The organism is Pseudonocardia sp. CA-142604 (genome assembly GCF_050948475.1).
Classification (GTDB): domain Bacteria; phylum Actinomycetota; class Actinomycetes; order Mycobacteriales; family Pseudonocardiaceae; genus Pseudonocardia; species Pseudonocardia alaniniphila.
In genome coordinates this window covers 8,208,967-8,233,156 of the sequence record NZ_CP192045.1, presented here as the reverse complement: position 1 = coordinate 8,233,156, position 24,190 = coordinate 8,208,967, and the positions used below count along the sequence as shown (strand labels likewise).

Below are 24,190 nucleotides of genomic sequence, written 5' to 3'. Positions count from 1 at the left end.
TCACGCCTCCCGCGCGGGGGCGTTCGTCGCGTCTGCCCGACTGCTGCCAGGCTCGCTTCCCGTGATCGATGACTTCGCGAAAGAGTACCTGCACAGCGACCTACGCGATGTGCGAGCGACGATGCTCTGGAAGATCGAGGGGCTCTCCGAGTACGACGCTCGCCGCCCGCTGACCTTCACCGGAACCAATCTCCTCGGCCTGATCAAACACCTGACGAACACCGAGGCCAGGTACTTCGGCGAGGTGTTCGGGCGCCCATTCCCCGAACAACTGCCCAGATGGGGCGCCGACAAGTGGGCCACCGAGCACGAGTCGCGCGCCGAGGTCGTCGACCGCTACCGGCGCGCGTGGGAGCACTCGGACGCGACGATCGCCGCGCTCGACATCGATTCGCCCGGCCACGTGCCCTGGTGGCCGCGCCCGAACGTGAAGCTGTTCAACGTCATGGTCCACGTGCTCACCGAGACCAATCGCCACGCCGGGCACGCCGACATCCTGCGCGAGCAGCTGGACGGCACGGTGGGAACGGACGCGGAGAACACAGGTCCACAGGAGCGAGGCACGGCATTCTGGGACAACCACCGCGCAAAGATCGAGCGGGCAGCCAAGGCCTTCGACGAGGCTCAGGCCTGAACGAGACCTGGTCGATCTGGACCGATCCGGTCCTACCTGACGACCGCCGCCAAGCTTGGCATCGGGTTCCCACATGCAGTGATCGAGCTCACTCAGGGTCGTCCCCGGCTGCCCGCGTACCCCGATCGGTCACGGACCGGTTGGCGTTGATCTGCTCGTGGTTGGCCATCGCCCACTCGGCGAGCGCCATCACCAGCGGCACCAGCGTCCGGCCCAGCTCTGTCACCTCGTACTCGACCCGCGGCGGCACCTCGGCATAGGCGGTGCGCGCGACCAGACCGTCCTCGACCAGATGTCTGAGTGTCAGCGTGAGCATTCGCTGCGAGATGCCGGTGACGGCCTCCTCCAACTCGCCGAACCGCAGTGGCCCAGCGCGCAGGGTGCCGATCACCAGGAGGCTCCACTTGTCGCCGATCCGGTCCAGCACCTCGCGAACCGCGCCGCCGTCGCGGATCCGCGGCGGGTAGTCCGTCTTCTGCGTGACCTTCGCCATACTCGAAGCTCCTTTCCTGGACACATACATCGATGTGCCTTTTGCGGCCGCCCCCATTCGCACAGACCATCAGGTTACGCACAAGCGGAAAGGATTCGGGAATACGGTGAACATCGCACTGTGGATCGCTCAGGGCCTGCTTGCACTGGTCTACCTCGCCGCAGGTGGGCTCAAGGTCGCGCGGCCGCGCGAACAGCTGCTCGCAGCGGGCAACTTCGACTGGATGAAGGACTCGTCGGACGCCGGGGTGAAGGCGGTCGGCCTGGTGGAAATCCTCGGCGCGCTCGGGGTGATCCTGTCCTGGCTGACCGGGATCGCGTCGATCCTCACTCCCATCGCCGCGATCGGCCTGGTCGTCGTGCAGATCGGCGCGCTCCGGGTGCACCTGGTCCGCAACGAACGCCGGCCGTTGCCGGCGAACATGCTCCTGCTGCTACTCGCCGCCTTCGTCGCTGTCGGACGCTTCCTCGGCTGACCGCCTTCGTGTGTGCCTGAACAGTTTCGCTGAATCCTGATGCTTGACGGTGAAGATGCCCGTCTTGAGGTCGATGGAAATCGATGACCTCATCGGTTTACTCGACGATCCATCTGAGGTAACCAGGATGTCGCCTGTGAGCGGCGAGGCGATAACGCACGTTGCGTCAATTTGCCTCGCAGCTCGCGCGAAATCTCGCGGACCCACCCATCTCGTCATCCCCACCACGTGCCTCCGCCCCTGCTCCGGATAGCCGCCAAGTGCTTCGGGCGCCACCAGTTGCGCCCATACGGCCTGGAGACGGCCTGATCTTGAAGACACGCGACGTTCCCCAACGCCGTCAAGAAGATCACCGACGATCAGGAGCAGCTGCTGGCGTTGTACGCCTTTTCGCCGCGCAAACACGCCTCGCCGTCAGCCGCCTGACCTGCGGCCGCAGCCCCACCGGAGGACTTGCACCTCACGTCGCGTGAGGCAGTAGCGTCGCTCATAGGTGATCACATGGATGAGCGACGGTGGAAAGTCGGGGAACTGGCAGACGCAACCGGACTGACCGTGCGCGCTCTGCACCATTTCGACGAGATCGGACTGCTGCGACCCGCGACTCGGTCGCAAGCCGGGCACCGGCTTTACACAGCTGACGACGTGCGGAGGCTTTACCAGATCATCGCGCTGCGCCAGCTCGGCATGCCCCTGCGTGGGATCATCCAGGCACTCGACGGGCACGTGGACGATCTGGCGCGAGCAATAGACAGGCAACTGGAACACGTCGACCAGGTGATCAGCCGACAACACCAGGTGCGGCGACGAGTCCTCGCGATCCGGCGCGGCATCCACCAGGCACAGCAGCCCTCGATCGACCAACTCATCGACGCGATGGAGGCCATCATGCACGCTGGCTATTTCACACCCGATCAACTGGCACGGGCGCGGCAACGCCATCAGGAACCCGGCTTCGCGGAGACGTTCAGTGACTGGCAAGTGCGATGCGCGCACCTCGTCGACGAGATCAAGGCCGAGATCCAGCGTGGAACGGACCCTGCTGACCCGGCAGCACAGGCTCTCGCACGGCGATGGAACGAGACGATGCAGGAAATGATCGGCGATGACAGGCAGATCCTGTCGGCGATCTACGCGAAGATCGATGGCAAGGGGCCCGAGGCCGCCACGCACGGCGTGCTGGATGCCATCGCATGGGACTACCTCAAGCGAGCGTTCGCAGTGGGATACGGCCACCACCGGTGACGCCGAGGACTTCTCACCCAGCTTGAACAGCATCCGGTCTGGCGGCTGCCTACGTCTGCAGGAGTCTGGTGACGTTGTGCTGGTTCATTCGTGCGCCACTGGTCAGCGGTCACCGCTGCGGCAGCCGCCGCGATGGCGGGCGGGATCAGCCGGAAGACAGCCCACCGCAGCAGGTTCCGCGAGACGCCAGGGTCAACTGACCCGGATAGCCCCGAAGTAGTTCTCCGGCCAGACGTGTCGCAGGGAGACGTAGAAGATGTTCAGGAAAGATGCCGCATGCGAGCGCTGCGAGCAGCGAGACAGCGATCTTCGAGATCAACAGCGCAGCTCCAGGACTCGTCGGGCCGAAGGTGAGGTAGCCCAGGTGGTCGGAGCGTCAGGCTGGAGCAGCGAGCGCGGCTTGCTGTGTGCGTGGTGAGTTGGCGGAGGTCGTTGCTACACGGTTGCTACACGCCGCCGGTCCGAGCAGCCCAGAAGATCTCCTGGGCCAGCTCTGACCTGGTCGGGGTGGCGGGATTTGAACCCACGGCCCCTCGCTCCCAAAGCGAGTGCGCTACCAAGCTGCGCCACACCCCGTCGAACGAAGTCTATGCGTTCGCCATGAGTCGTGGCGTGCCGCCTCCCCGAGCGCGTCCCGACGCCCGTCCTGATCAGAACGGGTACTGCCTGGCACGAGGTCAAACCAGACCCGCGGGCGGGTGGTTCGGCCCCCGGTGGTGGGCTTCCGCGGCCCCTGGTGTGTTCGAACCGTTCGATGCCTGCGTGTCACGTGGCGCTCCGAACCGATGACTCCCTCGCCATCGGTGGTGACAGGGTGAACATGTGAGGCGCGGGGAGGATGCATGGCGGAGTCCGCTAGGCTGGGCCCGTTCCTCGGACACGAGGGGCACGCGGGCGTAGCTCAATGGTAGAGCCCCAGTCTTCCAAACTGGCTACGCGGGTTCGATTCCCGTCGCCCGCTCCACCCTGTCTACCAGCAGGAACGGCGCCCATCCCCGATCATGGAGATGGGCGCCGCGGGGCTCCGTGCGATTAGCTGGCGTCGGCGTCGGCATCGGGGCCTCGTCGTGGTCCTCCGTCGTCCGGCGTTCACGCTCGACCATCGTGGCCATCTCCTGGGCGATCCGGCGGTCCCGCTCGGTGCTTGCGTGTTGGTAGATCAGGGCCGCTTGTATCGAGCCGTGGCCCATGCGGTGCATGAGTTCTCGGGTGGTGGCGCCGGAGTTGGCGGCGAGCAGGTTGCCTGTGTGTCGGAGGTCGTGGAAGTGGAAGCCGGCCGGGAGACCGGCCTTCACCACGGTCTCCGGCCACTTCGTCGCCCGGCCGAAGTTTCCGCGGCGCAGCATCGCGCCCCGCTCCCCTCGGAAGACCAGCCTTTCGGGGCCGGCGCCGGCATTGGCCTTGATGTGGGTGCGCAGTTCCTCGACGAGGAATGGGGTAGGGCGACGTTGCGTACGCCGGCCGCCGACTTGGGCGGCCCCGCTTGCATACCCCCGCTGCTGAGCTGGGCGAGCCGTCGGCGGACGTGCAGGGTCCCCGACGCCAGGTTCACGTCGCAGCGGCGCAGTCCGACGAGCTCACCCCAGCGCAGCCCGGTGAACGCGGCCGCCAGGACGAGAACGCGGAACCGATCGGGCATTCGGTCCGCGACGGCGTAGACCTGCCGGACAGTCGCGGTCGGACGCTCGGCGGTCCGATGCTCCCCGGCCCCCTTGTGATCCGACATGGGTTTCGCTTGATCCGGTCCGCTGACGTCGAGAGGCCCGTGAATAATCCTTCAGGCGTTCACGATTCCATCCCCATGTCGGTGTAGGTTGCCCATTGCGGCCCTGCACAACCCACCGGTGGCCGACCCGCCCGCCGACTCCACTAACGATCACGCGCCGGACGCTCTTAATCCGAAAATGATGTCGGGGACGTGTGAGCGGGATCGTCGGTCGCCGACGAGCGCTACGACTTGAGAGCGAGCTGCTGTTTGTTGTCAGGTGTATTCTCAGATTGGTACGACCGCATCTCTTCCTCCCGATCGTCGGTGAACTTTCGGTCCCGCTTGAGGTTTTCACCGTGAAGGTCGTAGAAGTTGAAGCTTCTGAGGCCGAGTTCGTGGCGCAGATAATCAGAATGAGCCCCACCCATCCCCGCGTAGCGAACGCCCCGCTGCTGGGCCTCTCGGACCCTTTTTCCGATCTCCACATTACGCCAGTGATCAAACTTCTCCTGTTCCCCATTCATCCCACTCGCCCAGATGGCCAGGCGCTCCGACCTTTTCAGATCTGCACGCTGATATTTCTCTCGAACGAGCCCTAACATGCAGCTCACGAAATCGTGGAGTTCCCCCAGTAGTGCATCCAACTTGTTGTCGGGTTGCCGCTGGACCCAGAGCTCCAAACTATGCCTCAAATCGTCGTCGGGTTGCAGGTCGGAAATGAATTTCGGTGCGAACTTTTGGCGCGCGTATGTACCCGCGACCTCAGTTTCTGCCTCGCTGAGGCCGCCGAGACTTCCGGTCGCCCGCGTCTCGCGACCCTGCGGCCTTCGACGCTCCACCTCGTCGTGAAGGTGACCTGCAGCGGCCCAGCTCATCTTGAGGTGAGACTGAAACACCTTGCCAAAGTATCCTCCCAACTTGCTTATCTTTTTGGACTGCAGTAGCGGGAGCAGTGCCGTAAATACATAGCCGATCTTGGGGTGGATTGGCTCCAGCCCGTAGGGCTGGATATCTTCGACTGCCTCGAGACCGAAGCGTGCGAGCCTGCCCGCGCTCATCGTTCGAATAGCTTCAAGCATTGCTGGATTCTCCGATCGCAGGTCATCCGATGGAATACCTTCGTAGATGAACGATCGGGTGCGTACGGCCTGAACCACATCATGTAGTGTTGTTGCGTTGTGAGCCTCGCCAACCACGTTCAGCAGAGTTGGAGAGAAACGGACCCATGTGCCGTCGGTCGGGAGGTTTCCTATGTGATCAGTCTTTCGAGTGGCGTGGTCTTGAAATTCTTTCATGTCTCGATAATCGTGAACCAGACTGTCTGCGGCTAGCTCCTCCATCTCGGGCGACACCAGTCCAATTTGTGCAGGTAGAACTCGCTTACCGCCGACCCAGGCAGCGCGCTGGATGGGTCGGGATGGTGGTTCCGACAAAGCGGGCGCTGATGCAGGCAACGATAATTGGGACAACGCGCGAGTCACGGCTGCGTTCCCGGCGAGACGCTGCAACGCTAATATGCGCTCGACAGTGGTGTCCCTTCTCGCCCTCCGAGTACCGCCGATCTCCGAAGTCCGAGGCGTGCTGGTAGGTTCGTTCCTGCCGCACTTCATGATGTGGATCATATGTCTCCGAACGCAATGACAGCGTGAACGAGCAAAAGATCACAAATCTATGGTGCTCCACGGTCCAGTTCGGAGAGCTGATCAAATACCTCTCGAGGGTTATTGAGAGGACGACGCGGGAGTTGTAATGAGCGTACGGGCGAGGGGCTGCGCGTCGGTCCGCCCTGGGGCGAGCCGTGAGATTAGCGGGCGATTAGCCTCGGTACGACACGGTCACTCAGGGACAGTGCAGCCGGGTGCTCGTCCCAGGTGGACAGCCATACATACGCTCCGGCACGGCCTTCCAAACTGGCTACGCGGGTTCGATTTCCGTCGCCCGCTCAGCGTCTCTACCAGAAACAACGGCCCCTCCTGATCGATCTTGGGAGGGGCGGCCGTTCGCTTGCGTGCAATTAGCCTGCAATTAGTTCGCGTCGGACTGGGCGGGCGCCAAGGGCGTGGAGGACGTGACGATGGCGCTCAGCCGATCGGCGATCTGGCGGTCGCGCTCGCGGGTGGCGTGCTGGTAGATCAACGCGGCGCGCATCGAGCCGTGGCCCATCCGGTGCATGAGTTCGCGCGTGCTGGCTCCGGCAGCGGTGGCGAGCAGGTTGCCGGTGTGGCGCAGATCGTGGAAGTGGAACCCGCGGGGCAGCCCCGCCCTGACCACCGTCGGCGTCCATGCCGTGCTGCGGTGGAAGTCGCCACGGCGCAACGGGCCGGCCCGGTCGCCGAGGAACACCAGACTCTCTTGTCATGACTCGGCGAACGAGTCCAGGTGTTGGCGAAGCTCGTCGACGAGCACGTCCGGCAGCGCGATCGACCGGGCGCCTGCCACGGATTTCGTCGGCCCGGGCACCATCTGACCGCGTCGGGTCTGCGCGATGCGGCGATACACGTGCACGACGCGCCCCTCCAGGTCGAGGTCACACCGCCGGATCGCGATCAGCTCTCCCCAACGCAGCCCGGTCAAAGCGGCGGCGGTCCTTCGTGTGGGGGAGGACGCCCCGGACGTTGCCACGTATGTGCCACACGCGCCGGTCAACGACGGTCAGTGGCCGCGCCCTCCTGGGCGGTCGAACGTGATGGGTTAGATGCTGTGGTGGTGCGCGGCGGATTCGAGCTCAGACAGTCGGGGCGGCGATGGCAACATCGGTCATGACGCTGCGGACCTTTCGCGGATCTCCACCGCTGTCTCGAGCATCTGCCGAGTGCTGGTGAACCAGTCCTGCAGATTCAGATCCACGATGAGCTCGTCTGCGCCCGCCTCTGCGGCCGTGTGGATGTCGTCCATGATCTGGTCGAGAGTGCCGACGAACGCCGATCGGTCAGGTCCTGCCGGACGGTCGGTGAAGGTGACGTTTCCCACCACGACCATCTCCATCCGGCTGGTGTCCCGGCCATACTCGGAAGCCATTTGCCGGATGCGGTCCCAGTTTGCGCGCAGTTCTGCGGCTCCGGCCGACCCGGGTGTGGTGAGTAGAGGCAGCCAGCCGTCTGCGCGCTGGGCGATGCGCTGCATGGCCTTGGGACTGCCGCCGCGGCCCAGGTTGCTGGCACCGCCGGCGAGTATCACGGGGATTTTGGATGCGGGCTTGGGCAGGACCGCGGCGTTGTTGATAACTACGCGAGGACTCTGGAAGGTCACCGGGTCCGGCCCCCACACGGCATCGAAGACGTCCAGCGTCTCGTCGAGGAACCGTCCGCGATCCGCTCGGGTGGCGCCCGTGGCCTGGAGTACGTCGGTGGACCAGCCGGCGCCCATACCTGCGACCACGCGGCCGCCGCTGATCTGATCGATCGTGGCCAGCGCCTTCGCCAACTGGACGGGCGTATGGAGTGCAGCGATCAGAACGGCAGTACCGAGGCGCACCTTTTCGGTCGCCACCGCCGCTGCCGTGAGGACCGCCAGGGGGTCGGCGGTCTGCCGCCCGCTTTCCGGCCACGGCACGTTCGGCGGGGCGTACGGCTCGACCGGCGTCTCCGCGAAGAGCAGCTGTTCATACGTCCACAAACTGGTGTATCCGGCCGCTTCGGCCGTTCTTGCTGCTGCGACCAAGTCGTGTTGTAGGTCGACTCCCAATCTCTGGGGCAGACGAAGTCCAAGCTTCATTGAAACCTCCGATGTAGTCGCGATTGTCGTCGCTGCCACAGGAACTGAGCCGAGCCTCAGGCATACCCCTGCTTTCCAGGCGGAGTGCAGATCTCGGCCGTTCTCGGTCCACCAGCGAGTCTGAACATTCACACTGGTGTGAGGGTCAAGTGTAGGCTTGAACACATGAAAATTGGAGAGCTCGCGGCGCGCACCGGCGTATCCCGTCGGCTACTGCGCTACTACGAGGAGCAGGGGCTGATCACACCCAGCCGCGCCCTCAACGGTTACCGTGAGTACGGAGAGCCACACGTGGACGTCGTGCTACAGATCAAGGGACTGCTCGATGCCGGATTGCCGACCCGCATCATTCAGCAGCTTTTGCCGTGCCTGGACAAGCCACAGGAGATCTACGCGCCCGACGTGAAACCCGAAATGATCGCCACACTGCAACGCGAACAAGCTCGGCTGTCCCAACGCATCGAGTTCCTAACCCGCAACAGAGACGCAATCGCCGGCTACCTCGACACGGTTCTTAAGCGTCAGTCAGCGAACACCGAGAGCAGGGCCGCGTCGTGATCTGACGAGCGTCTCGCCGACGGTGCGACGACCAGCCTCTCCCTGCGCCAAGGTGATCTTGTAGCGGCGTTGAAGTGTCCAGTGCGGGCCCCGGCTGGTGACGTCCGAACAGCCGATGTTCGAGATGAGAGCAAGTTGCGCTGCACCACGTTGCCGCGCTCGGGGTCGTCCTCCCGCTTCGCGTCGGCGATCAGCCTCCTGGCGAGCGAACTCGGAGCGAACGGTCTGCAAGCGCCCGTCACCGCCCGAGACGCGCCAGCACGAACCCCAGCCCAGAGGACACACAACGGCACGGCACAGCAGCTCGGGAGGCCGCGGCGGCCTTCACATTTCTGAGGTCGTGTATGTGGTGGCTTGACTGACTAACTGAGTGACAACGGCCGCGGGACGGCCCGGACTGCGTCGGATTTCCGTGGACACTTCACCTGCGCGAACGGCGTGAACGTAGCAGCGTCCAGGATCAACACCAGTGCCTGGGTCGGCGAAGTTGGAGGCCAGTGGCCCGCGGCGATCGTGTGCGTAGCGGTGGGTCGCGTCCTGCTCGCCCAGGTCGGTGGTGCCGGTGGTGGCCCAGGACACTGCGATCGTCGGGTGGTCTTGCAGGTTCTCCCCGACGCCGGGCAGGTCGACCAGGACGTCGATGTCGTGCGTGCGCAGGTGGGTGGCTGGCCCGATACCGGAGAGCATGACCAGTTGCGGCGAGCCGATGACCCCGGCACACACCAGCACTTCGCGCTCGGCCAGCGCGGTGAGTAAGCGTTGGCGGTGCCGGTGGGTCACGCCTCGTGCCCGGCCCTTCTCGATGAGGATGCGGGTGGTCAACGTTTCGGTGCGGACAGCGAGGTTCGGGCGTGTCATCGCTGGGCGCAGGTAGGCATCGACGCTCGACCATCGTCGGCCGTCGCGGCAGGTGAGCTGGTAGTGCCCGACCCCGTGCTGGACGCCGGAGTTGAAGTCATCGCTGCGGGGCAGGCCCCACGCGATGGCCGCCTCGAGCCAGGCGCGTTGCAGCGGGTGTGGATCGAGCGCGTCCTCGACTCGCAGCGGTCCGCCGCGGCCGTGGATCGGCCCGCCGAGGCGTGCGTTGTCTTCCGCGCGCCGGAAGTAGGGCAGCACGTCGTGGTAGCCCCAGCCGGTGGCGCCGAATGCGTCACGCCAGTGGTCGTAGTCCGCCGCCGCGCATGGCATGTAGATCATCGCGTTGATCGAGGAGGAGCCGCCCAGTACCCGTCCCCTCGGCATGTACTGGGACTGGCCGGTTGAACAGCGACATAAATGCGGCTGGCATGTGAATTCCCGGGTCGTCGTCCGTGGGTCCGGCTTCTAATAGCAATACACGTACGTCGGGGTCTTCGGTCAGCCGAGCGGCCAGAACACGGCCAGCGCTGCCGGCTCCCATGTAGATGTAGTCGAACGATTGGGCTGCCATATCAGCCCTTCGTCGTCGCGTGAGGCCCTCGGTCATCTGCTCGTCACCAAAATGGCGGGGCCGTAGATCGACGTGCCCTCCGGGACCGTGATCGATTGCTGACCGCTCAGCGGGCGGTGCGGCGGGTGAGCAGCCAGACCGCTACGGCGGTGGCCGCTAGCAGGGCCCCGAGGACCGCCATGGCGTGGTCGAGTCCGGTTGCGAACTCGGACGCGCTGACGACGCCGGCGAGGACGGCCACGCCGAGGGTGGCGCCGATCTGGCGGCACATGTTGTGCACGGCCGACGCCGTGCTGGAATGTCTGCGTTCGACGCTGGAGACGGCGAGGTTGCTGGTGGGCGAGGACATCAAGCCGCAGCCGATGCCGACGATCAGCAGCTGCGATTCCACGCCCAGGAGGCTGTCGGAGTGGGCGGGGAAGGCCAGTAGGAAGCATCCGACCCCGCCGATGAGCAGACCGGCGGTGAGTACACGGGTGGAGCCGAATCGCGCGCCGAGACGACCGGCGACGGGTCCGAGTACGGCGATGGTGATCATCATGGGCAGGAAGGCGATGCCGGTGATGAGTGGGGTGAAGCCGCGCTGCTGCTGCAGGTCGATGCTGAAGAAGTAGAGGATGCCGAAGAAGCAGAAGAAGTAGGCGAGTCCGGCGAGGTTGGCGGCGACGAAGTGGCGGCTGCGCCAGATGTCCAACGGCATGATCGGATGCGTGCCGCGGCGTCCCAGCGTGTGTTCGAGCAGCAGGAACCCGGCGATCGCGAGCGCGGAGGCGATAAAGGCCAGGACGATGAACGGCGAGTCCCAGCCGAGGTCCGTTGACTCGATGAGGCCGAAGACGAGGGCGGCGAGCGCGACCACGGACAGGGCCGCTCCCGGCAGGTCGACCGTCGGCGCCCCGGGAGTACGGCCGTGGCGTGACTGGGGCACCGCCGGGAGTGCGAGTGCCAGCGTTGCCGCGCCGAGGAGGACGCTGAGCAGGAAGCCCCACCGCCACGAGCTGATGCTCACGATGGCGCCACCCAGCACCGGTCCCGCGGCCAAGCCCAGACTGGCCAAGCCGGCCCAGATGCCCACGGCGCGGGAGCGGACCGAGGCGTGGTCGAATTCGTGGACGAGGATCGCGAGAGTCTGCGGCAGCATCGTGGCCGCACCGAGGGCCTGGGCCACACGAGCAGCCAGCAGCGCGGCCAGGTCGGGGGCTGCAGCGCAGCCGAGGGAGCCGACGACGAAGACTCCGATGCCGGCCAGGAACGCGTTGCGTCGTCCCAGCCGGTTGCCGAGCGCACCACCGGGAAGCAGCATCGCGGCGTAGCAGAGGGAATAGATCGTCGATACCCACTGCAGTTCGGTTGCCGAGACACGCAACGACGTGGCGATGTCGGGCAGGGTGACGTTCACCAGCGTCGAGTTGAACATCGACAGCATCAAGCCCAGGCACATCGCAATGAGCAGTGCTGTCGCGCTGCGTAACGATGCCGTGTTGCCTGCCGTCTCGACGTTCACGTTGACATGCCCTTCCAGGTCATCGGCTGTTGTCCGTCTCGGGTGTGGGTGCTTGCCGGCGGCCGGGAGACGAGCAGGCGACGTTGGCACCACAGCGCGTGCCACCACCGTGCGGGTGTCGCCGGAGAGCCTGTTGGAGGCTGGCGCGACCGCCAGGTTGATTTCTTTGCTGGACGGGGTGATTGCGCGCACACCATTCGGGCGCCCGCCGTGGTGATGAGATGTTCTCCTTTTCGTTCTTTCTCACCTCGGAGTTCTTGTCTCTCCCGCTCTACCTGCTTGCCGTGGCGGTCATCCAGATACCACGTGGACGCCCCAGTCTTTGACGCCCCACCCGGTCACCCCAGTCGACCGCACCGGGCCATCTCGGCGTGGGCGTTTCCTCGTCAGCGGGGAGGCATTTCGTCCTTGAGATTTGCGGGAGCAGTCCCGGAGTGGTGATGCTCGCGGCGCCAGCAGCTGGGCGTCATCCCGTACTGCCGCTGGAATGCCCGCTCGAACGTCCTGCGGTCGCCGAACCCCACCTCAGCCGCGATGTCCGAGGTCGCGAGCCACGCCTTCCCCGGGTCGGACAGCATCGCCTGGGCCGCGAGCAGCCGTTGCTCGCGCAGATACGCAGCGGGCGTGGATCCGATCCGTTCGAACAGGGCGTAGACGTGACTGACTGATACGTGGTGCCGCCGTGCCAGCTCCTCGACTCGCAGGTGCGGATCGGCCAGGTGTTCGCGCAGATGCCGACGCATCATCTCCAGCAGCACGGCAGCGGAGCCATCGCCGCCCGGTACCGAGGGGACGACGCCCCGCAGCGCCATGGCGAGCAGATTGATCGCGGCACGCCCGGCGTCCAGCCGCTGGGGCCTGGTGAGGCCATCGGCGATCTCGAACAACCGTCCGAGGTAGGCCGACAGCACCTGCATGGCCGGCGCCGCAGGCTCCATCCTGCGGGCACAAGCCTCGTTGATCTCAGCGGCCCGCAGCGGGAGCAGCTCGCGGGAGAAACGCAGGGTCAACCGCCGGGTCTCGGACTGCGTGACCCACCGGAAGGGACTACGCGCCTCGATCAGAACCCCCGCGCCGGCCGCTAACTCGGCGAAACGACCACGCTGGAACAGGTCGCTCCGACCGGCCACATGCACGGCGAACAACATCCGGCTACCGTCCGACGCTCTCGCCGCCATCCGGTCGGTCCGCACCGTCGACCTCGGCCCTCCCCAGTGCGACCGCGAGAGCGTCAGTCCGTTGTCCAGCTCCTGCAATGCCACCCGCCCGCGAGAGTCGGGACCCATCCGAGAGATCGCCGGTATAAAGAGCCTACTGACGACGTCGGAGGACTCCTCACCGGAAAACTCATGAATCAGCACGCACCCGAGGTTAGCGCGCACCGTTGCGTGGCTCAGTTATACACTCCGATTTGCGTGGATAGCGACGTCTGGAGACGCCGACGAAAGATTATTCGATCAGCTGACCGAACCTCCTTCATGCGCATGCGCAACCCTGCCTTACGCCTGGCCCAGGCGGCTTTATCCGGTATGAGATCGGCCGCTAGGTCTGGTCGCTTCCCGCCGAGTGGGGACGGCATTGTCGACCGACGTCGTCCTGCTCGTCGGGCCGTTGCAAAGCAAGCGCGCCACCACGGGACCCTCCGGTTGCGCCGGGAGCATCGCCACTCCGGGTCTGCTCCCGCAGAGCTCAAGGAGGAAATGCCTCCCGGCTGACGAGGAAACGCCCGCGCCGAGACGGTCCGGTGCGGTCAACTCGGGTGACCCGGTGGAGCATCGAAAAACGTTCATGCCAGGCGCCCGCAAGCCGTCGCAACGGTTTCGTGATCGGCGATCGTGAGACGCACGTGCGTCCCCGGACATGTCTGATCCGTGCGCAGCCCACACACGGCATGTGCGCAGGAGACGAGGAGAAGAGGTAATCATGACCGAATTCACACGGGCTGGGAGGCCGAGCTACGTGCAACCGGCTGCGGTTTCCTGGAAGCCATCGCTCCGGCAGCAAGAGCGGGCCACAACAGTGCCCTGTAAAGCTCCGAGACTGAGGAACGCTTCATCTGCATGGAAGGTCGGTTGATGACTACTCGTTCGGATTCGTACGACTTTGTGATCGTTGGCGCCGGGACGGCAGGTTGTGTGCTCGCGTCCCGGTTGACCGAGGACGCCGGCACGCGGGTGCTGCTGGTGGAGGCAGGGAATCGGGATCCGCTGCCCGCCGCTGCCGATCCCCAGGCCTGGCCCTCGTTGGCGGGCACCTCGATGGACTGGGGAGACGTGGCGGTGAGTGTGCCCGGCAGCCCGGCGGTGCGGTTGCCGCGCGGTCGCGGTGTGGGTGGGTCCTCGGCGATCAATGCGATGTCGTTCATCCGCGGCCACCGTGCGAGCTACGACGCGTGGGTCGCGGCCGGGGCGAAGGGCTGGGGGTTCGACGACCTGCTGCCGTATTTCAAACGCAGTGAGCATGTCGAGGGCCGGGACCCTGCAGTGCGGGGCAACGGCGGTCCGTTGCGGTTGTGGCGGGTGGCCCCGCCCCACCCGCTGTCGGAGACCATGCTGGAGGCCGCTGGCCAGGTCGGCCATCCGGTCGTCGACGACATCAACAGTGGCGTGCAGGAAGGATTCGGCTGGGCGGAGTTCACGATCGTCGACGGCAGGCGGCTGAGCGCGGCGGACGCTTACCTGAGACCTGCGCTGCAACGGCCCAACCTTGATCTCGTCACCGACGCGCTGGTGCACCGGCTTCTCTTCAGCGGCGAGCGCTGCACCGGAGTCGAGTACAGCCTCGGCTCGGAGGTCGTCCGCGTGGACTGCGGCCGTGACGTTGTGGTGGCGGCCGGCGCGATCGGCTCACCCCAGCTGTTGATGCGCTCCGGGATCGGCCCGCAGTCGCACCTGCGCGAGGTCGGTGTCCCGATCGTCGTCGATCTTCCCGGGGTGGGCGCGAACCTGCACGACCATCCGATGACCGGCGTGGTGTACCGGTCACGGCAGCCCGTCGTGGGCAGCGTGGGCAATGGTGGGGGCGAGGCCAAGGGCACGATCCGCACCACCGCCGATGTGGGGTGGCCGGACGTGCAACTGTTCTGCGCGATCGCGCCGATGCTGGGCGACACCGTTCCGAGCCCCGAGCGGGGTGCGGGCTTCACGATGGTGGTCGCGATTCTGGCGCCGTTCAGCCGGGGTTCGGTGCGCTTGGCGAGCGCCGACCCGACCGCGGCCCCGCTGATCGGCCCGGGCTTCTTCAGCGACAGCCGCGATCTCGACGCCGCGGTGGCCGGGCTGCACGCCGCACGTGACCTGGCGAACACACCTGCCTTCGCGCCGTGGCGTGACGGAGAAGCTCAACCCGGCCCCGAGGCTTGGGACGACGACCACCAGCTGCGCGACTACGTACGCCGCAGCGTGCACACCTACTTCCACTACGCGGGCACCTGCCGCATGGGCACCGACGAACACGCCGTGGTCGACACCGAGTTGCGGGTGCGCGGGATCGAGGGCCTGCGCGTGATCGATGGCTCGGTGATGCCGACCCCGGTCAACGCCAACACCAACGCCACGGTGTACGGAATCGCCGAACGCGCTGCCCATCTCCTGCGTACCCGAGCATCAGCACAGTGACGTGGAGCCGGCGGCCAGCCGGAATCCCGGCCGAGCGGGTGCGTCCTCTGCCGGAGGGCGCCTGATGTCGCGCCCACACGGCCCGCCTTCGCCGTCCGGACGAAGTGGCGACGTCGGCCTGTCTCGAGGGCAGCGCGGCCGTGGTCAGTGCAGCCGGATCGGAAATCGGCGCCGGGTGGTTCGCAAGTGCGTGAAGGCGCTCGAGTGATCGCGGTGGAGCGCGATGGCCAGCGGTTCGATCGGCTCGGCGAGCTGCTCGATACCATGCAGCCGAACACCTTGTGTCGATCCGGGTCGGCAGAGCCGAACACTTCTCTGTTTGTTCGCTCCATTTTGGACACCGAGATGACGGGTTTGATAACTGGTTACGGCCCTCATCGGTTCGCGAATTGTCTCTGTCGAATCTACGTCTGTCGCGCGTCTATTGTGGCGCGGTCCCACGAGATCGCTGGTGAAACCCTATCGGAGGGCGACTGTAGAAGCAGCGTCTTTCTGCTGGCATGGTCTTGGCGCTCCACCAGAAACAGTGGTCGCGTAATCTTTCTCCCTCGTATGTGCGAGGGTCGACCGCGAGGAGATCTTCGATGCCCCTTCAACCGCCCGACGAGTCGGCCACCATCTCTGTGGCCGAGAGCTACGGCCTCAGGCTCCGCGAGGCCGACGTGGCGTCCTGCGCTCCGCTGGTTCAGGGTGTGCTCTGGTCCTGGGACGCGGTCGAGCCGGCGCGCCGGGTGCGCGGCATACCGGGCGCACCAGGAGTGCACCGACTGGCGCGAGACCCCGAACTGGGCGGCCACGTCGACCTTGCGTTCGCCGCGCTCGACAGCCAGCACGGCGCGGTAGCGCAGCTCGACAACGGTCATGTCCACCAGGGCCAATCCCGGCCTCCCGCCCCACCGTCCACCAGGACGACGAGCAGGAAAGCCGATCAGGCCCGAGCGTCAAGCATCAGGTGAGACCGGAACGTCAAGCATCAGCCGGGACCGGACACCACGAACCGCGCCTACGTTGCCGAATCTGCGTCTGTGAGATCAAGGCGAGACCTCCGGCGGCGCGCGCGGCCGGCGTAGCCCGCTACCCGGCCACGCGACTCGCCGGGCGACGCGCGTCCCGTGAGCGTTCCGGCGTCACCGCAAGGCCGACACCTGTCATGCAAGGTCAGAGAGTGTGACGTTGCAGGTGATCGAGCTGAACGAACGTCGCCGACGGACTGGCCTCGGCGACCGTCGCGCGTAACTTCTCCAGGGCGCCGGTGTCCACAGCCGGTTGCTCCAGCGGTTGGTCGAAGTCGTCCCAGTGGGTAGCCAGCACGGTGGCCGGATGATCGAGCAGTTCGAGCAAACGGGGCACGTAGTCCGGCACCGAGCCGCCGCCGACCGGGAGCAGCACGGCGTCGGGGCGCCGCCCCGCCAGCTCTCGGTCCAGGTAGTTGGACCCGCCCAGGGCCAACACGGCGCGACCGCCCATCGTGATCTCGTAGGCCAGCGTGCCGCCCTCCACCAGGTCGGCGATCGTGCGCGGCCTCGGCGGCACCGCACCCAGCCGGCTGCCGGGGAACGGCACCTGCGCCCGAGGGCCGACCATCGAGTGCAGCGAGGGCACCACGTCGATGCGGTATCCGGGGTAGTGGATCCGCTCGCCGCCGCGCACCTCGTTGAGCTGCGCGGCCGGTGCGCCCAGCGCGCGCAGCATGTTGCAGTGTGATTCGGTGCCGAACACCGTTGCACCGGTCCGCGCCGCGATGTGCGGCACGTCGGGCAGGTGGTCGAAATGCCCATGCGTGACGACGACGGCGTCGGCCTTGGTGACGTACCCGTCCAGCAGCGCCGTGTCAACGGTGATGGGAGTCGTCGGGTCGGACCCGGCCGGCGTGTAGGTGCCGGTGCGGAACCGGGTGAGCCAGGGGTCGACCAGCACGACGATCTCGCCGGCGGTCAACTCCCACGCATTGTTGCCGAACCACCGCAACGTGAGGCCACTCCCGGGGGTCGGCGGGGCTGGGGGAGCTACCGCACCTTGTTGCCCGCAGCCGGCGACTGCCACAGCGGCGGCTCCCGCGGCGCTCGCGATCAGGCCACGCCGTGAAAGTTGAGAACGTCCTGTCACAACACTCCTAGAGGTAGTGCCGACCCGTGGTCCCTGCGGCTCGGAAACGTACCGAACCGTTCGGTTCGCCATGCTGTGGGGGTGCGATACTGGTCGCGATGCCCCGCGATGCTTCCGACACCCGGCGCCGCATCCTGGCGGCCGCCGTTGAGGAGTTCGCCAACTTCGGCATCGCCGGTGCTCGGGTCGAGCGAATCGCCAGTCGTGCCAGCGCCAACAAACGCGCACTCTACGAACAGTTCGGCGACAAGACCACGCTTTTCACTATCGTCCTGGCGAATGAGCTCGAAAAGCTCGCGAATGCTGTGGAACTGCGACCGGATAATGTGGCCGAATACGTCGGAGATCTTTTCGACTATTGTGCCGGCCATCCATGGCTCGTCCGGTTGGTGCAGTGGGAAGCCCTCTGGTTCGCTCCCCGGCAGGCGCCGAACTTCGCACAGCGCGCCTCGGGTTACGCGAAGAAGGTCGAGGCCGTGGCCGCTGCCCAGCGGGCCGGCTATATCAACGACGAGCTACCCGCTGAACGAGTGCTGATGCTGCTCATCGGCCTAGCCGAATGGACGATCTACGTTCCGCAACTCGCCGAAATGATCCTGGGTGACAATCCGGCGGCAGCCGAACAGCGCGCACGGCACCGTGCCTTCCTGGTGGCCGCAGCACACCAGTTGCTGGACAGTCGAAGCCACCCTACTCAGAAGGATTGAAAACTCCTGATGGCGCGCCTTGACAGCCGCCGCGAAGTGGGCCGCCACTCGTCGACGGGGCGCAGCGGGCTCAACGCGTGCGACGACCGTGCGATTACCGCCGGTTCGTCACGGTCACCCGAGGCCCGTCCAGACCGGCGAACTCCGCAGGTCGCAGCCGCGACCGCGGCGCAGCAAGCCGGTTCGCAAGTTGGTGACGGCTCCCCGCATCATGTGAGCAGTTCGGCGTCGTCTACTGCGGTTTGCTCTCGGCCCGGCCCCACCTCTTGACGTGCAGGCTGGCCTGCCTCGGGCGGTGACCCACCCGCCGGGTTTTCAACGGCAGGTCGAGGGCCGCAACTCGTCGAGGTCGGTCAGCTGAGGGGCAGATGGCCGAGTCGGACCCTCGGGCGGCGCTCGAGCTTGGCCGCCGACGGGCCAGTCGATCGATCCAACCCGATGGCTCCCTTCACGGCCCGGCAGGGCGTTGGAGGTTCGCGCTCGTGATCCTTGGCGCAGGTCACGCGGCGCTCGAAGGGCTGTACGGCATACGGAAACCAAAAGCCGCGGAAAGCAAGAATCGGTACTAGAGGGCCGTCCGGGCAAATTTCGTTACATCACAATGCTGTAAACTAGCCCAAGACGGGTGCGATCTGGGGAGTCCAGTGTTGCGTATCGAATCGTTTCGATCTCACGACGTTGCAGTGCGGAGGTTCCGCGACGCCGGATTGTGGAGAAAATCCGGCCCGATACCCGATTTGTGCCGGTGGTGGAACGCGTCACCGGAGGCGTTGGCGATCAAGGGCTTCCGTGTCGACGAAGCATGATCGCGGCCGGCGGTGCGAAGTCCCCCAGCTGTCCTCCGCACGATGCGTGCGGGGGAAGTCGGCCTCACCGCGGGTGAGAAAGCCTCGTTGAGAAAGGTGAGAAGTGGCAAAAATACTTACCTACCAGACACCCGCGATGGGTCACCTGTTCCCCACAAGCGTCCTGCTGGCAGAGCTTCGCGACCGGCGTCACGACATCACGCTACGCACCCTTGCCGCCGGCGTGGAGATCGGTCGCGAGATGGGTTTCGCGACCGAGGCCGTCGATCCCCGCATCGAGTCCACGCCGTTAGACGACTGGAAGGCCACGAACCCCAAGGCCGCCCTCCGACGGGCATTGGACGTGTTCGCGACGCGCGCGGAGTACGAAGTGGATGACCTGCGCAACGCGATCGCCAATGTGACACCCGACGTGGTGATCGTCGACGCGAACTGCTGGGGTGCGGCCGCGGTGGCGGAAGCCAGTGGGCTGCCCTGGGCGTCGTTCTATGCCTTTCTCCCCTACCTGCGATCGCGAGGGGTACCACCGTGGGGACCCGGGCTGCGGCCGTGGCCCGGCATGGTCGGCCGGGTCAGGGACGCGCTTGTTCGACCGAGGGCGAGCGGGGCGTTCAACAAGGCGATGTTGGGTCCGCTCAACCGTATTTGCGCACGGGTCGGTGTGCCGCCTGCCGGTTCGGTGGATGAGTTCATGCTGCGGCCACTACTGAAGCTCGTCGCCACCGCGCAGCCGTTCGACTACCCGCATCCGGATTGGGATGACTCGATACAACTGATCGGCGCATGCGCGTTCGACCCCGCGCCGGAGGTGATGCCGGAATGGTTGGCCGCTATCGACCGGCCGATCGTGCTGGTGTCGACGTCCTCGGAGTTCCATGGCGACATCGACGTGGCGCTCCTGGTGCTCAGCGCGCTGGCCGACGAGCCGGTCCACGTCGTGGCGACCTTCCCGGCCGGGATGCCGGCCGAGATCACGGCGCCGGCGAACGCGACCGTCTGTGAGTTCGTGCCGCACAGTGTGGTGCTGGACCGCGCGGCGTGCGCCATTACCCATGGCGGAATGGGCACGACGCAAAAAGCCTTGGCCCGAGGCGTTCCGGTATGTGTGGTGCCGCAAGGGCGCGATCAGTTCGAGGTCGCCCGGCGCGTCGAGGTGGCGGGATGCGGCACTCGGCTGCCGGCCAAGGACCTCACCGCGACCCGCCTACGTAACAAGGTTCGGCAGGCAATGGCGATGACCGACGGAGCCCGCCGGGTCGCCGCGGGCTTCGCCGCCACCGGCGGAGCGGAGCACGGGGCCAACATGATCGAACACCGGTTGCTCGGTCTGTCGCAGCCCACGTCCTGGGACGCGTGGTAGCTCGTGCTCGTCGTTGACGGTGTCGATGGTCCTGCCCATGCAGCACATCGGCCGTAGTACGGATGCGCTTCGGAGAAGCCTGTGCCCGCCGATGCACACGATCATCGGCGCGGCGAGGAGCGGCCGCCGAGGGCGCGAAGCCAGTCGGCGAGGTCGGTGGCGCCATGGCGGACAGCGGCGTCGAGCGGGGTGAGCTCGTTCCATCCGACCCAGTTGAGGTCTGCGCCACGGGACAGCAGGTATTCGGCAGTGCTTCGGTGGCCGCCATGACAGGCGCCCCAGAAGGCACCCGTGATCTCCTCCATGGTCGGCGCCGGGTCCGCGCTGAAGCAGGCTTCGACGCGGTCCAACAGGCCGAGCGTGGCAGATTCCCAGAGTCCGCTGTGCGCGCCGCGTTCGATCAGTCGCCGGGCGGCGCTCCACTGGCCGAAAGCGGTGGCGTCAGTGAGCGGAGTGCCGCCGGCGATGACCGCACCGTCGGCGTTGATGTCGGCGCCGGCATCGAGGAGGGCATCAAGGACCTCCACGTCGTCACAGCTGGCGGCCCAATGCAACGGTGTCTCGGCGTGGGGGCCGACGAAGCGGGCATTGACGTCCGCACCGGCATCGACGAGTGCGGCAACGGTGGCGGCGCCGCCGGGGAAGTGGCCGGGCCAGTCGGTCAGTACATGCAGAAGTGAGCGTGCCTCGCGGTCGTCGCCCAGGCGCGCGGTGGCCAGGCCGGGGTTCTCGGCGAGAAGCTTGGTCAGCGTGTCGAGGGCTCCGATGCGGATCGCGTCGACAGCGGCCACGGCGAGCGGGTGATCAGGGCTGAGTGTCGCAGGCACGGCTACTCACAATCGGCGGCGGGGATTCGGTCATCGCGATACCGGACGAAGATCCAGCATGCCGTAAGGGTTTCGGAGGTGGAATCCTCAGCGCAAGCTCCCGCACTCCGCGGCATTCGACCGTGGTTGCACGCGTGTCGGGACTGTCCATCATGGTCACCCTTGCTACTTTCCGATTCCCCTGAATCGCCCTCGGAGAGATTCGCGCCCGCAGGCGGACGAGAGGAAACGGATCATGAACGGCTTTTCGCGTCGCGGATTCCTCAAGGCGACGGCGGTTGCCGGTGCCGGCGCGGTGGTCGGAGCCGGTGCGGTCGTCGCCTCGGGCATCACGTCCGTCGAGTCGCCGGGCGCGAGCGACGTGAGCAAGGAGTCCGAGAGCGTGACGTGCTCACCGGCGGAGCTGACCGGCCGCGTCGTCCGTCGCAACGACCCCGACTACGCCGACGCGAGCCTGGGCTGGGACGAACTGTTCGTTCACTACCCGCTGGTCATCGTCTACGCGCAGAACACCCAGGACGTGGTCAACGCGCTGACATGGGCGCGGCAGCATGACGTCGCGCTGCGGGTGCGCAGCGGCGGCCACAGCCTTGAAGGCTGGTCGAACGTGGACAACGGCATCGTGATCGATGTCAGCGAGCTGAAGTCGGTGCACATCGACACCCTCGCTCGAACGGTGACGGTCGGCGCCGGGCTCAACCAGCTGGAAGCGGTGACCACGCTCGCCGAGAAGAACCTTGCCGTGACGACCGGCACGGAGGGCAGCGTGGGCCTGGCCGGTGCGACGCTCGGCGGCGGCTTCGGTTTCCTCACGAGGTACCTCGGTATGGCCTGCGATGGTCTGGTCGGAGCCGAGGTCGTCGTCGCGGAAGGCGCCGACTGCGCTGGGGTGGTCAAGGCGGGCCTGGAGCAGAATTCCGACCTGTTGTGGGCTCTGCGCGGCGCGGGAAACGGCAACTTCGGCATCGTCACATCACTCACCTACGAGGTGGCTCCGCTCCAGAGCGTCGCCTACCTGCAGGCGACGTGGGACGGCATCGGGGACCTGCACGGGGTCTTCGACACCTGGCAGCGGACGGCGCCGGTGGCCGACAACCGCTTGGGCACCCAGCTCGAGATCCACCGGAACCAGATCCTGTTGTTCGCGGTCCTCGCGGAGGGGACGCAGGCGGAGGCGGAGAAGCTGCTGGCCCCGATCCTCTCGATCGGCAACCCGAATGTCTCGGTGAAGATCGGCAACTGGGGCGAGGTGTATTCGGGATTTCAGATCCCGACCGAGAACGAACCCGCGAACTGGAAATTCTTCTCGCAGTTCACCCAGAAGCCGTTCCCGGACGAGGCGATCACCATCATCGGCTCGTTCATGCGGGACGCGCCCACCGACGACAGCAACTTCTTCACCCAGGCCTTCGGCGGAGCGGTCAGGCAGAGCCCCCGCGGCGACACGTCGTTCCCTCACCGTGACGCTCTCTTCTACTCCGAGCCGGGCGCCGGTTGGGGCACCCGCGGCGTACCGGGCAGCGGCGACGAACTGACCCCGCAGGCCCAGGCATGGATCGCCGAATTCAGCCAGGCGCTGCGGCCCTACGTGAACGGCGCCTACGTCAACGTCCCGAACGTCGGAATGCAGGACTGGGCGACCGCATACTGGGGTGCCAACTTCGACCGGTTGCGCAGGATCAAGGCGAAGTACGATCCTCGGAACGTTTTCCAGTACGAGCAGAGCATCCCGCCCGCGTTCTGAGGACCGACCGCAACTGAGACCCTTGGCGCACCGTCAACTGCTGGTTCATTCTCGGCTGCTCCCGCTCCGGCCAACCCGTCCGGCAGATCCGCGGTGAGTAAGTGGCGCGCGCTCGCCGGCGCGGTGCTGCTCGACCTGGCCGTGAGCCCGCTGTTCGCCTGGGACGTCTTCACCGGGTCACTGCGTCGGGACCTCGGCGTCGGCGATGCCCAGTTGGCCAGTGTCTTCTCCGTCGGCTTGGCAGCCTTCACGGTCGGGGTCCTGGTCGGCGGGCGGGTGGCCGACTCGGTCTCGCCCCGGCGGCTGGCCCTGCTCACCGCCGTCGGCGCAGTTCTCGGCCTGCTGGGCAGCGCCGCCGCGACATCGCTACCGATACTGATCCTTGCCTTCGGCATCCTGCTCGGCGCCTCGACCGGGCTCGGGTATGCCACCGCCGTCCGCGTTGCCGGCACCGTGCAATCCGGACGTGGCCTGGCGCTCGGCCTCGTGGTCAGCGCCTACGCGGTCGGCACGGCAGTCCTCGCTCCGGTGGCCGCCGCCCTGCTCGTCGCGGTCGGACGCAGCGGGACCTTCGTCGTGCTGGCCGCGGTGCTCGGCGGCGTCCTCCTCGCCGCTGCTGCTCTCGTCCCCGGCCGTGCGCCCAGCAGTCCGCGTCAATCGCGGCATCGGGCCCGCTGGACCCGCCCGAGCAGGCCCGTCGCCGTCCTCTGGCTGGTGTTCGCGCTGAGTAGCGCACCTGCTCTCGCCGCCTTCGCGCAGGCCGGGAACCTGGCCGGGACACCCGGCGCAGTGGCGCTCGCGGTGACGCTGCTCAACATCGGCAACTTCGTCGGTCGACTCGTCGCAGGCCCCCTGTCGGACCGGGTGGGACGGTCCACCGCGCTGCACGGCAACTCCGCCTTGCTCCTTCTCGCGTGTCTCCCGCCGGCGGTGGGCGCGACTGGGCCGATCGCGCTCGTCGCCCTGTTCCTACTGGGGACGCAGTACGGCGCGATCTCCACGCTCATCCCGGCTGCTACCGCGGACGTAGTCCCCAGCGAACAGTTCGGGAGTACCTACGGCGTGGTCTTCACCGGATGGGGCATCGCAGGCCTCCTGGCTCCCGTCGCCGCGGCTACGTTTGCCGCTCAGATCGGGTACGACGGCGTGTACCGGTCCTTCATGGTCATTGCCGTGCTGGCCTGGGCGTGCGTGGCAACCTACGCCAGGCTCGTCCACGGCCCCGGCGGGCAGCCTGCTGACCCGGGGGAGGGGACGACATAA

At 66.5% G+C, this 24,190-nt stretch carries 21 protein-coding genes and 2 tRNA genes; 10 read left to right on the top strand and 13 right to left on the bottom strand.

What is annotated here, in order from left to right; genetic code table 11:
- The first annotated feature begins 61 nt into the window (after window positions 1-61).
- The gene (locus ACQPZQ_RS37320) at window positions 62-634 is read left to right on the top strand and encodes a DinB family protein (RefSeq protein ID WP_433288895.1); all 573 of its coding nucleotides are present in this window, start codon (window positions 62-64) and stop codon (window positions 632-634) included.
- 88 nt (window positions 635-722) lie between these two features.
- Here the strand turns inward: ACQPZQ_RS37320 and ACQPZQ_RS37315 are convergent, their stop codons facing one another.
- On the bottom strand, window positions 723-1,127 hold the full coding sequence (locus ACQPZQ_RS37315) for a winged helix-turn-helix transcriptional regulator (RefSeq protein ID WP_433288893.1): 405 nt from the start codon (window positions 1,125-1,127) through the stop codon (window positions 723-725).
- 106 nt (window positions 1,128-1,233) lie between these two features.
- Here ACQPZQ_RS37315 and ACQPZQ_RS37310 point away from each other — a divergent pair, with 106 nt between their 5' ends.
- Window positions 1,234-1,602: a DoxX family protein gene (locus ACQPZQ_RS37310; protein ID WP_433288891.1), complete on the top strand. Its 369-nt coding sequence runs from the start codon at window positions 1,234-1,236 to the stop codon at window positions 1,600-1,602.
- A 501-nt stretch (window positions 1,603-2,103) separates the two neighbouring features.
- Window positions 2,104-2,847 (top strand): MerR family transcriptional regulator, encoded by a 744-nt coding sequence (locus ACQPZQ_RS37305; RefSeq protein ID WP_433288889.1) that lies wholly within the window; start codon window positions 2,104-2,106, stop codon window positions 2,845-2,847.
- Window positions 2,848-3,346: 499 nt separating this feature from the next.
- On the opposite strand, the gene ACQPZQ_RS37300 is transcribed toward ACQPZQ_RS37305, so the two are convergent.
- A tRNA-Pro gene (locus tag ACQPZQ_RS37300) sits at window positions 3,347-3,423 on the bottom strand.
- Window positions 3,424-3,737: 314 nt separating this feature from the next.
- Here ACQPZQ_RS37300 and ACQPZQ_RS37295 point away from each other — a divergent pair.
- Window positions 3,738-3,811: transfer RNA gene (locus ACQPZQ_RS37295), tRNA-Gly, on the top strand.
- Here the strand turns inward: ACQPZQ_RS37295 and ACQPZQ_RS37290 are convergent.
- From ACQPZQ_RS37290 to ACQPZQ_RS37270, 5 genes are all read right to left on the bottom strand, one after another.
- Window positions 3,780-4,220, bottom strand: a complete 441-nt coding sequence (locus ACQPZQ_RS37290) for a tyrosine-type recombinase/integrase (RefSeq protein WP_433299543.1) — start codon at window positions 4,218-4,220, stop codon at window positions 3,780-3,782. The genes ACQPZQ_RS37295 and ACQPZQ_RS37290 overlap by 32 nt on opposite strands.
- 577 nt (window positions 4,221-4,797) lie before the next feature.
- Window positions 4,798-5,907 (bottom strand): hypothetical protein, encoded by a 1,110-nt coding sequence (locus ACQPZQ_RS37285; protein WP_433288887.1) that lies wholly within the window; start codon window positions 5,905-5,907, stop codon window positions 4,798-4,800.
- Window positions 5,908-6,580: 673 nt separating this feature from the next.
- Window positions 6,581-6,898 (bottom strand): tyrosine-type recombinase/integrase, encoded by a 318-nt coding sequence (locus tag ACQPZQ_RS37280; RefSeq protein ID WP_433288885.1) that lies wholly within the window; start codon window positions 6,896-6,898, stop codon window positions 6,581-6,583.
- Between the two features lie 12 nt (window positions 6,899-6,910).
- Window positions 6,911-7,129, bottom strand: a complete 219-nt coding sequence (locus ACQPZQ_RS37275) for a hypothetical protein (protein ID WP_433288883.1) — start codon at window positions 7,127-7,129, stop codon at window positions 6,911-6,913.
- Between the two features lie 183 nt (window positions 7,130-7,312).
- Window positions 7,313-8,308, bottom strand: coding sequence for a TIGR03619 family F420-dependent LLM class oxidoreductase (locus ACQPZQ_RS37270; RefSeq protein WP_433288881.1), 996 nt, complete (start codon window positions 8,306-8,308; stop codon window positions 7,313-7,315).
- Between the two features lie 126 nt (window positions 8,309-8,434).
- On the opposite strand from ACQPZQ_RS37270, the gene ACQPZQ_RS37265 reads away from it, so the two are divergent.
- A complete protein-coding gene (locus ACQPZQ_RS37265; protein ID WP_433288879.1) occupies window positions 8,435-8,827 on the top strand; it encodes a MerR family transcriptional regulator in 393 nt (130 codons plus the stop codon).
- 324 nt (window positions 8,828-9,151) lie between these two features.
- Here ACQPZQ_RS37265 and ACQPZQ_RS37260 read toward each other — a convergent pair whose 3' ends face one another.
- From ACQPZQ_RS37260 to ACQPZQ_RS37250, 3 genes are all read right to left on the bottom strand, one after another.
- The gene (locus ACQPZQ_RS37260; RefSeq protein WP_433288877.1) at window positions 9,152-10,069 is read right to left on the bottom strand and encodes a GMC family oxidoreductase; all 918 of its coding nucleotides are present in this window, start codon (window positions 10,067-10,069) and stop codon (window positions 9,152-9,154) included.
- Window positions 10,070-10,362: 293 nt separating this feature from the next.
- Window positions 10,363-11,760 (bottom strand): MFS transporter, encoded by a 1,398-nt coding sequence (locus tag ACQPZQ_RS37255; RefSeq protein ID WP_433288875.1) that lies wholly within the window; start codon window positions 11,758-11,760, stop codon window positions 10,363-10,365.
- A 386-nt stretch (window positions 11,761-12,146) separates the two neighbouring features.
- Window positions 12,147-13,121: a helix-turn-helix domain-containing protein gene (locus ACQPZQ_RS37250; RefSeq protein WP_433288873.1), complete on the bottom strand. Its 975-nt coding sequence runs from the start codon at window positions 13,119-13,121 to the stop codon at window positions 12,147-12,149.
- A gap of 699 nt (window positions 13,122-13,820) precedes the next feature.
- Between ACQPZQ_RS37250 and ACQPZQ_RS37245 the strand changes: the two genes are divergently transcribed.
- Entirely contained in the window at window positions 13,821-15,377 is a 1,557-nt protein-coding gene (locus ACQPZQ_RS37245) for a GMC family oxidoreductase (RefSeq protein WP_433288871.1), read from the top strand.
- 404 nt (window positions 15,378-15,781) lie between these two features.
- Here the strand turns inward: ACQPZQ_RS37245 and ACQPZQ_RS37240 are convergent, their stop codons facing one another.
- Window positions 15,782-16,240, bottom strand: coding sequence for a helix-turn-helix domain-containing protein (locus tag ACQPZQ_RS37240; protein ID WP_433288869.1), 459 nt, complete (start codon window positions 16,238-16,240; stop codon window positions 15,782-15,784).
- A 295-nt stretch (window positions 16,241-16,535) separates the two neighbouring features.
- Complete coding sequence (locus tag ACQPZQ_RS37235; RefSeq protein ID WP_433288867.1) at window positions 16,536-17,420, bottom strand: MBL fold metallo-hydrolase; 885 nt, start codon at window positions 17,418-17,420, stop codon at window positions 16,536-16,538.
- A 161-nt stretch (window positions 17,421-17,581) separates the two neighbouring features.
- On the opposite strand from ACQPZQ_RS37235, the gene ACQPZQ_RS37230 reads away from it, so the two are divergent.
- Window positions 17,582-18,190, top strand: coding sequence for a TetR family transcriptional regulator (locus tag ACQPZQ_RS37230; protein WP_433288865.1), 609 nt, complete (start codon window positions 17,582-17,584; stop codon window positions 18,188-18,190).
- A 942-nt stretch (window positions 18,191-19,132) separates the two neighbouring features.
- Complete coding sequence (locus tag ACQPZQ_RS37225; RefSeq protein WP_433288863.1) at window positions 19,133-20,356, top strand: glycosyltransferase; 1,224 nt, start codon at window positions 19,133-19,135, stop codon at window positions 20,354-20,356.
- A gap of 101 nt (window positions 20,357-20,457) precedes the next feature.
- Here the strand turns inward: ACQPZQ_RS37225 and ACQPZQ_RS37220 are convergent, their stop codons facing one another.
- Entirely contained in the window at window positions 20,458-21,183 is a 726-nt protein-coding gene (locus ACQPZQ_RS37220; protein WP_433288862.1) for an ankyrin repeat domain-containing protein, read from the bottom strand.
- 235 nt (window positions 21,184-21,418) lie between these two features.
- Here ACQPZQ_RS37220 and ACQPZQ_RS37215 point away from each other — a divergent pair, with 235 nt between their 5' ends.
- Together ACQPZQ_RS37215 and ACQPZQ_RS37210 are read left to right on the top strand one after the other, a co-directional pair.
- Window positions 21,419-22,927, top strand: coding sequence for an FAD-binding oxidoreductase (locus ACQPZQ_RS37215; protein WP_433288860.1), 1,509 nt, complete (start codon window positions 21,419-21,421; stop codon window positions 22,925-22,927).
- A gap of 93 nt (window positions 22,928-23,020) precedes the next feature.
- Window positions 23,021-24,190, top strand: a complete 1,170-nt coding sequence (locus ACQPZQ_RS37210; RefSeq protein WP_433288858.1) for an MFS transporter — start codon at window positions 23,021-23,023, stop codon at window positions 24,188-24,190.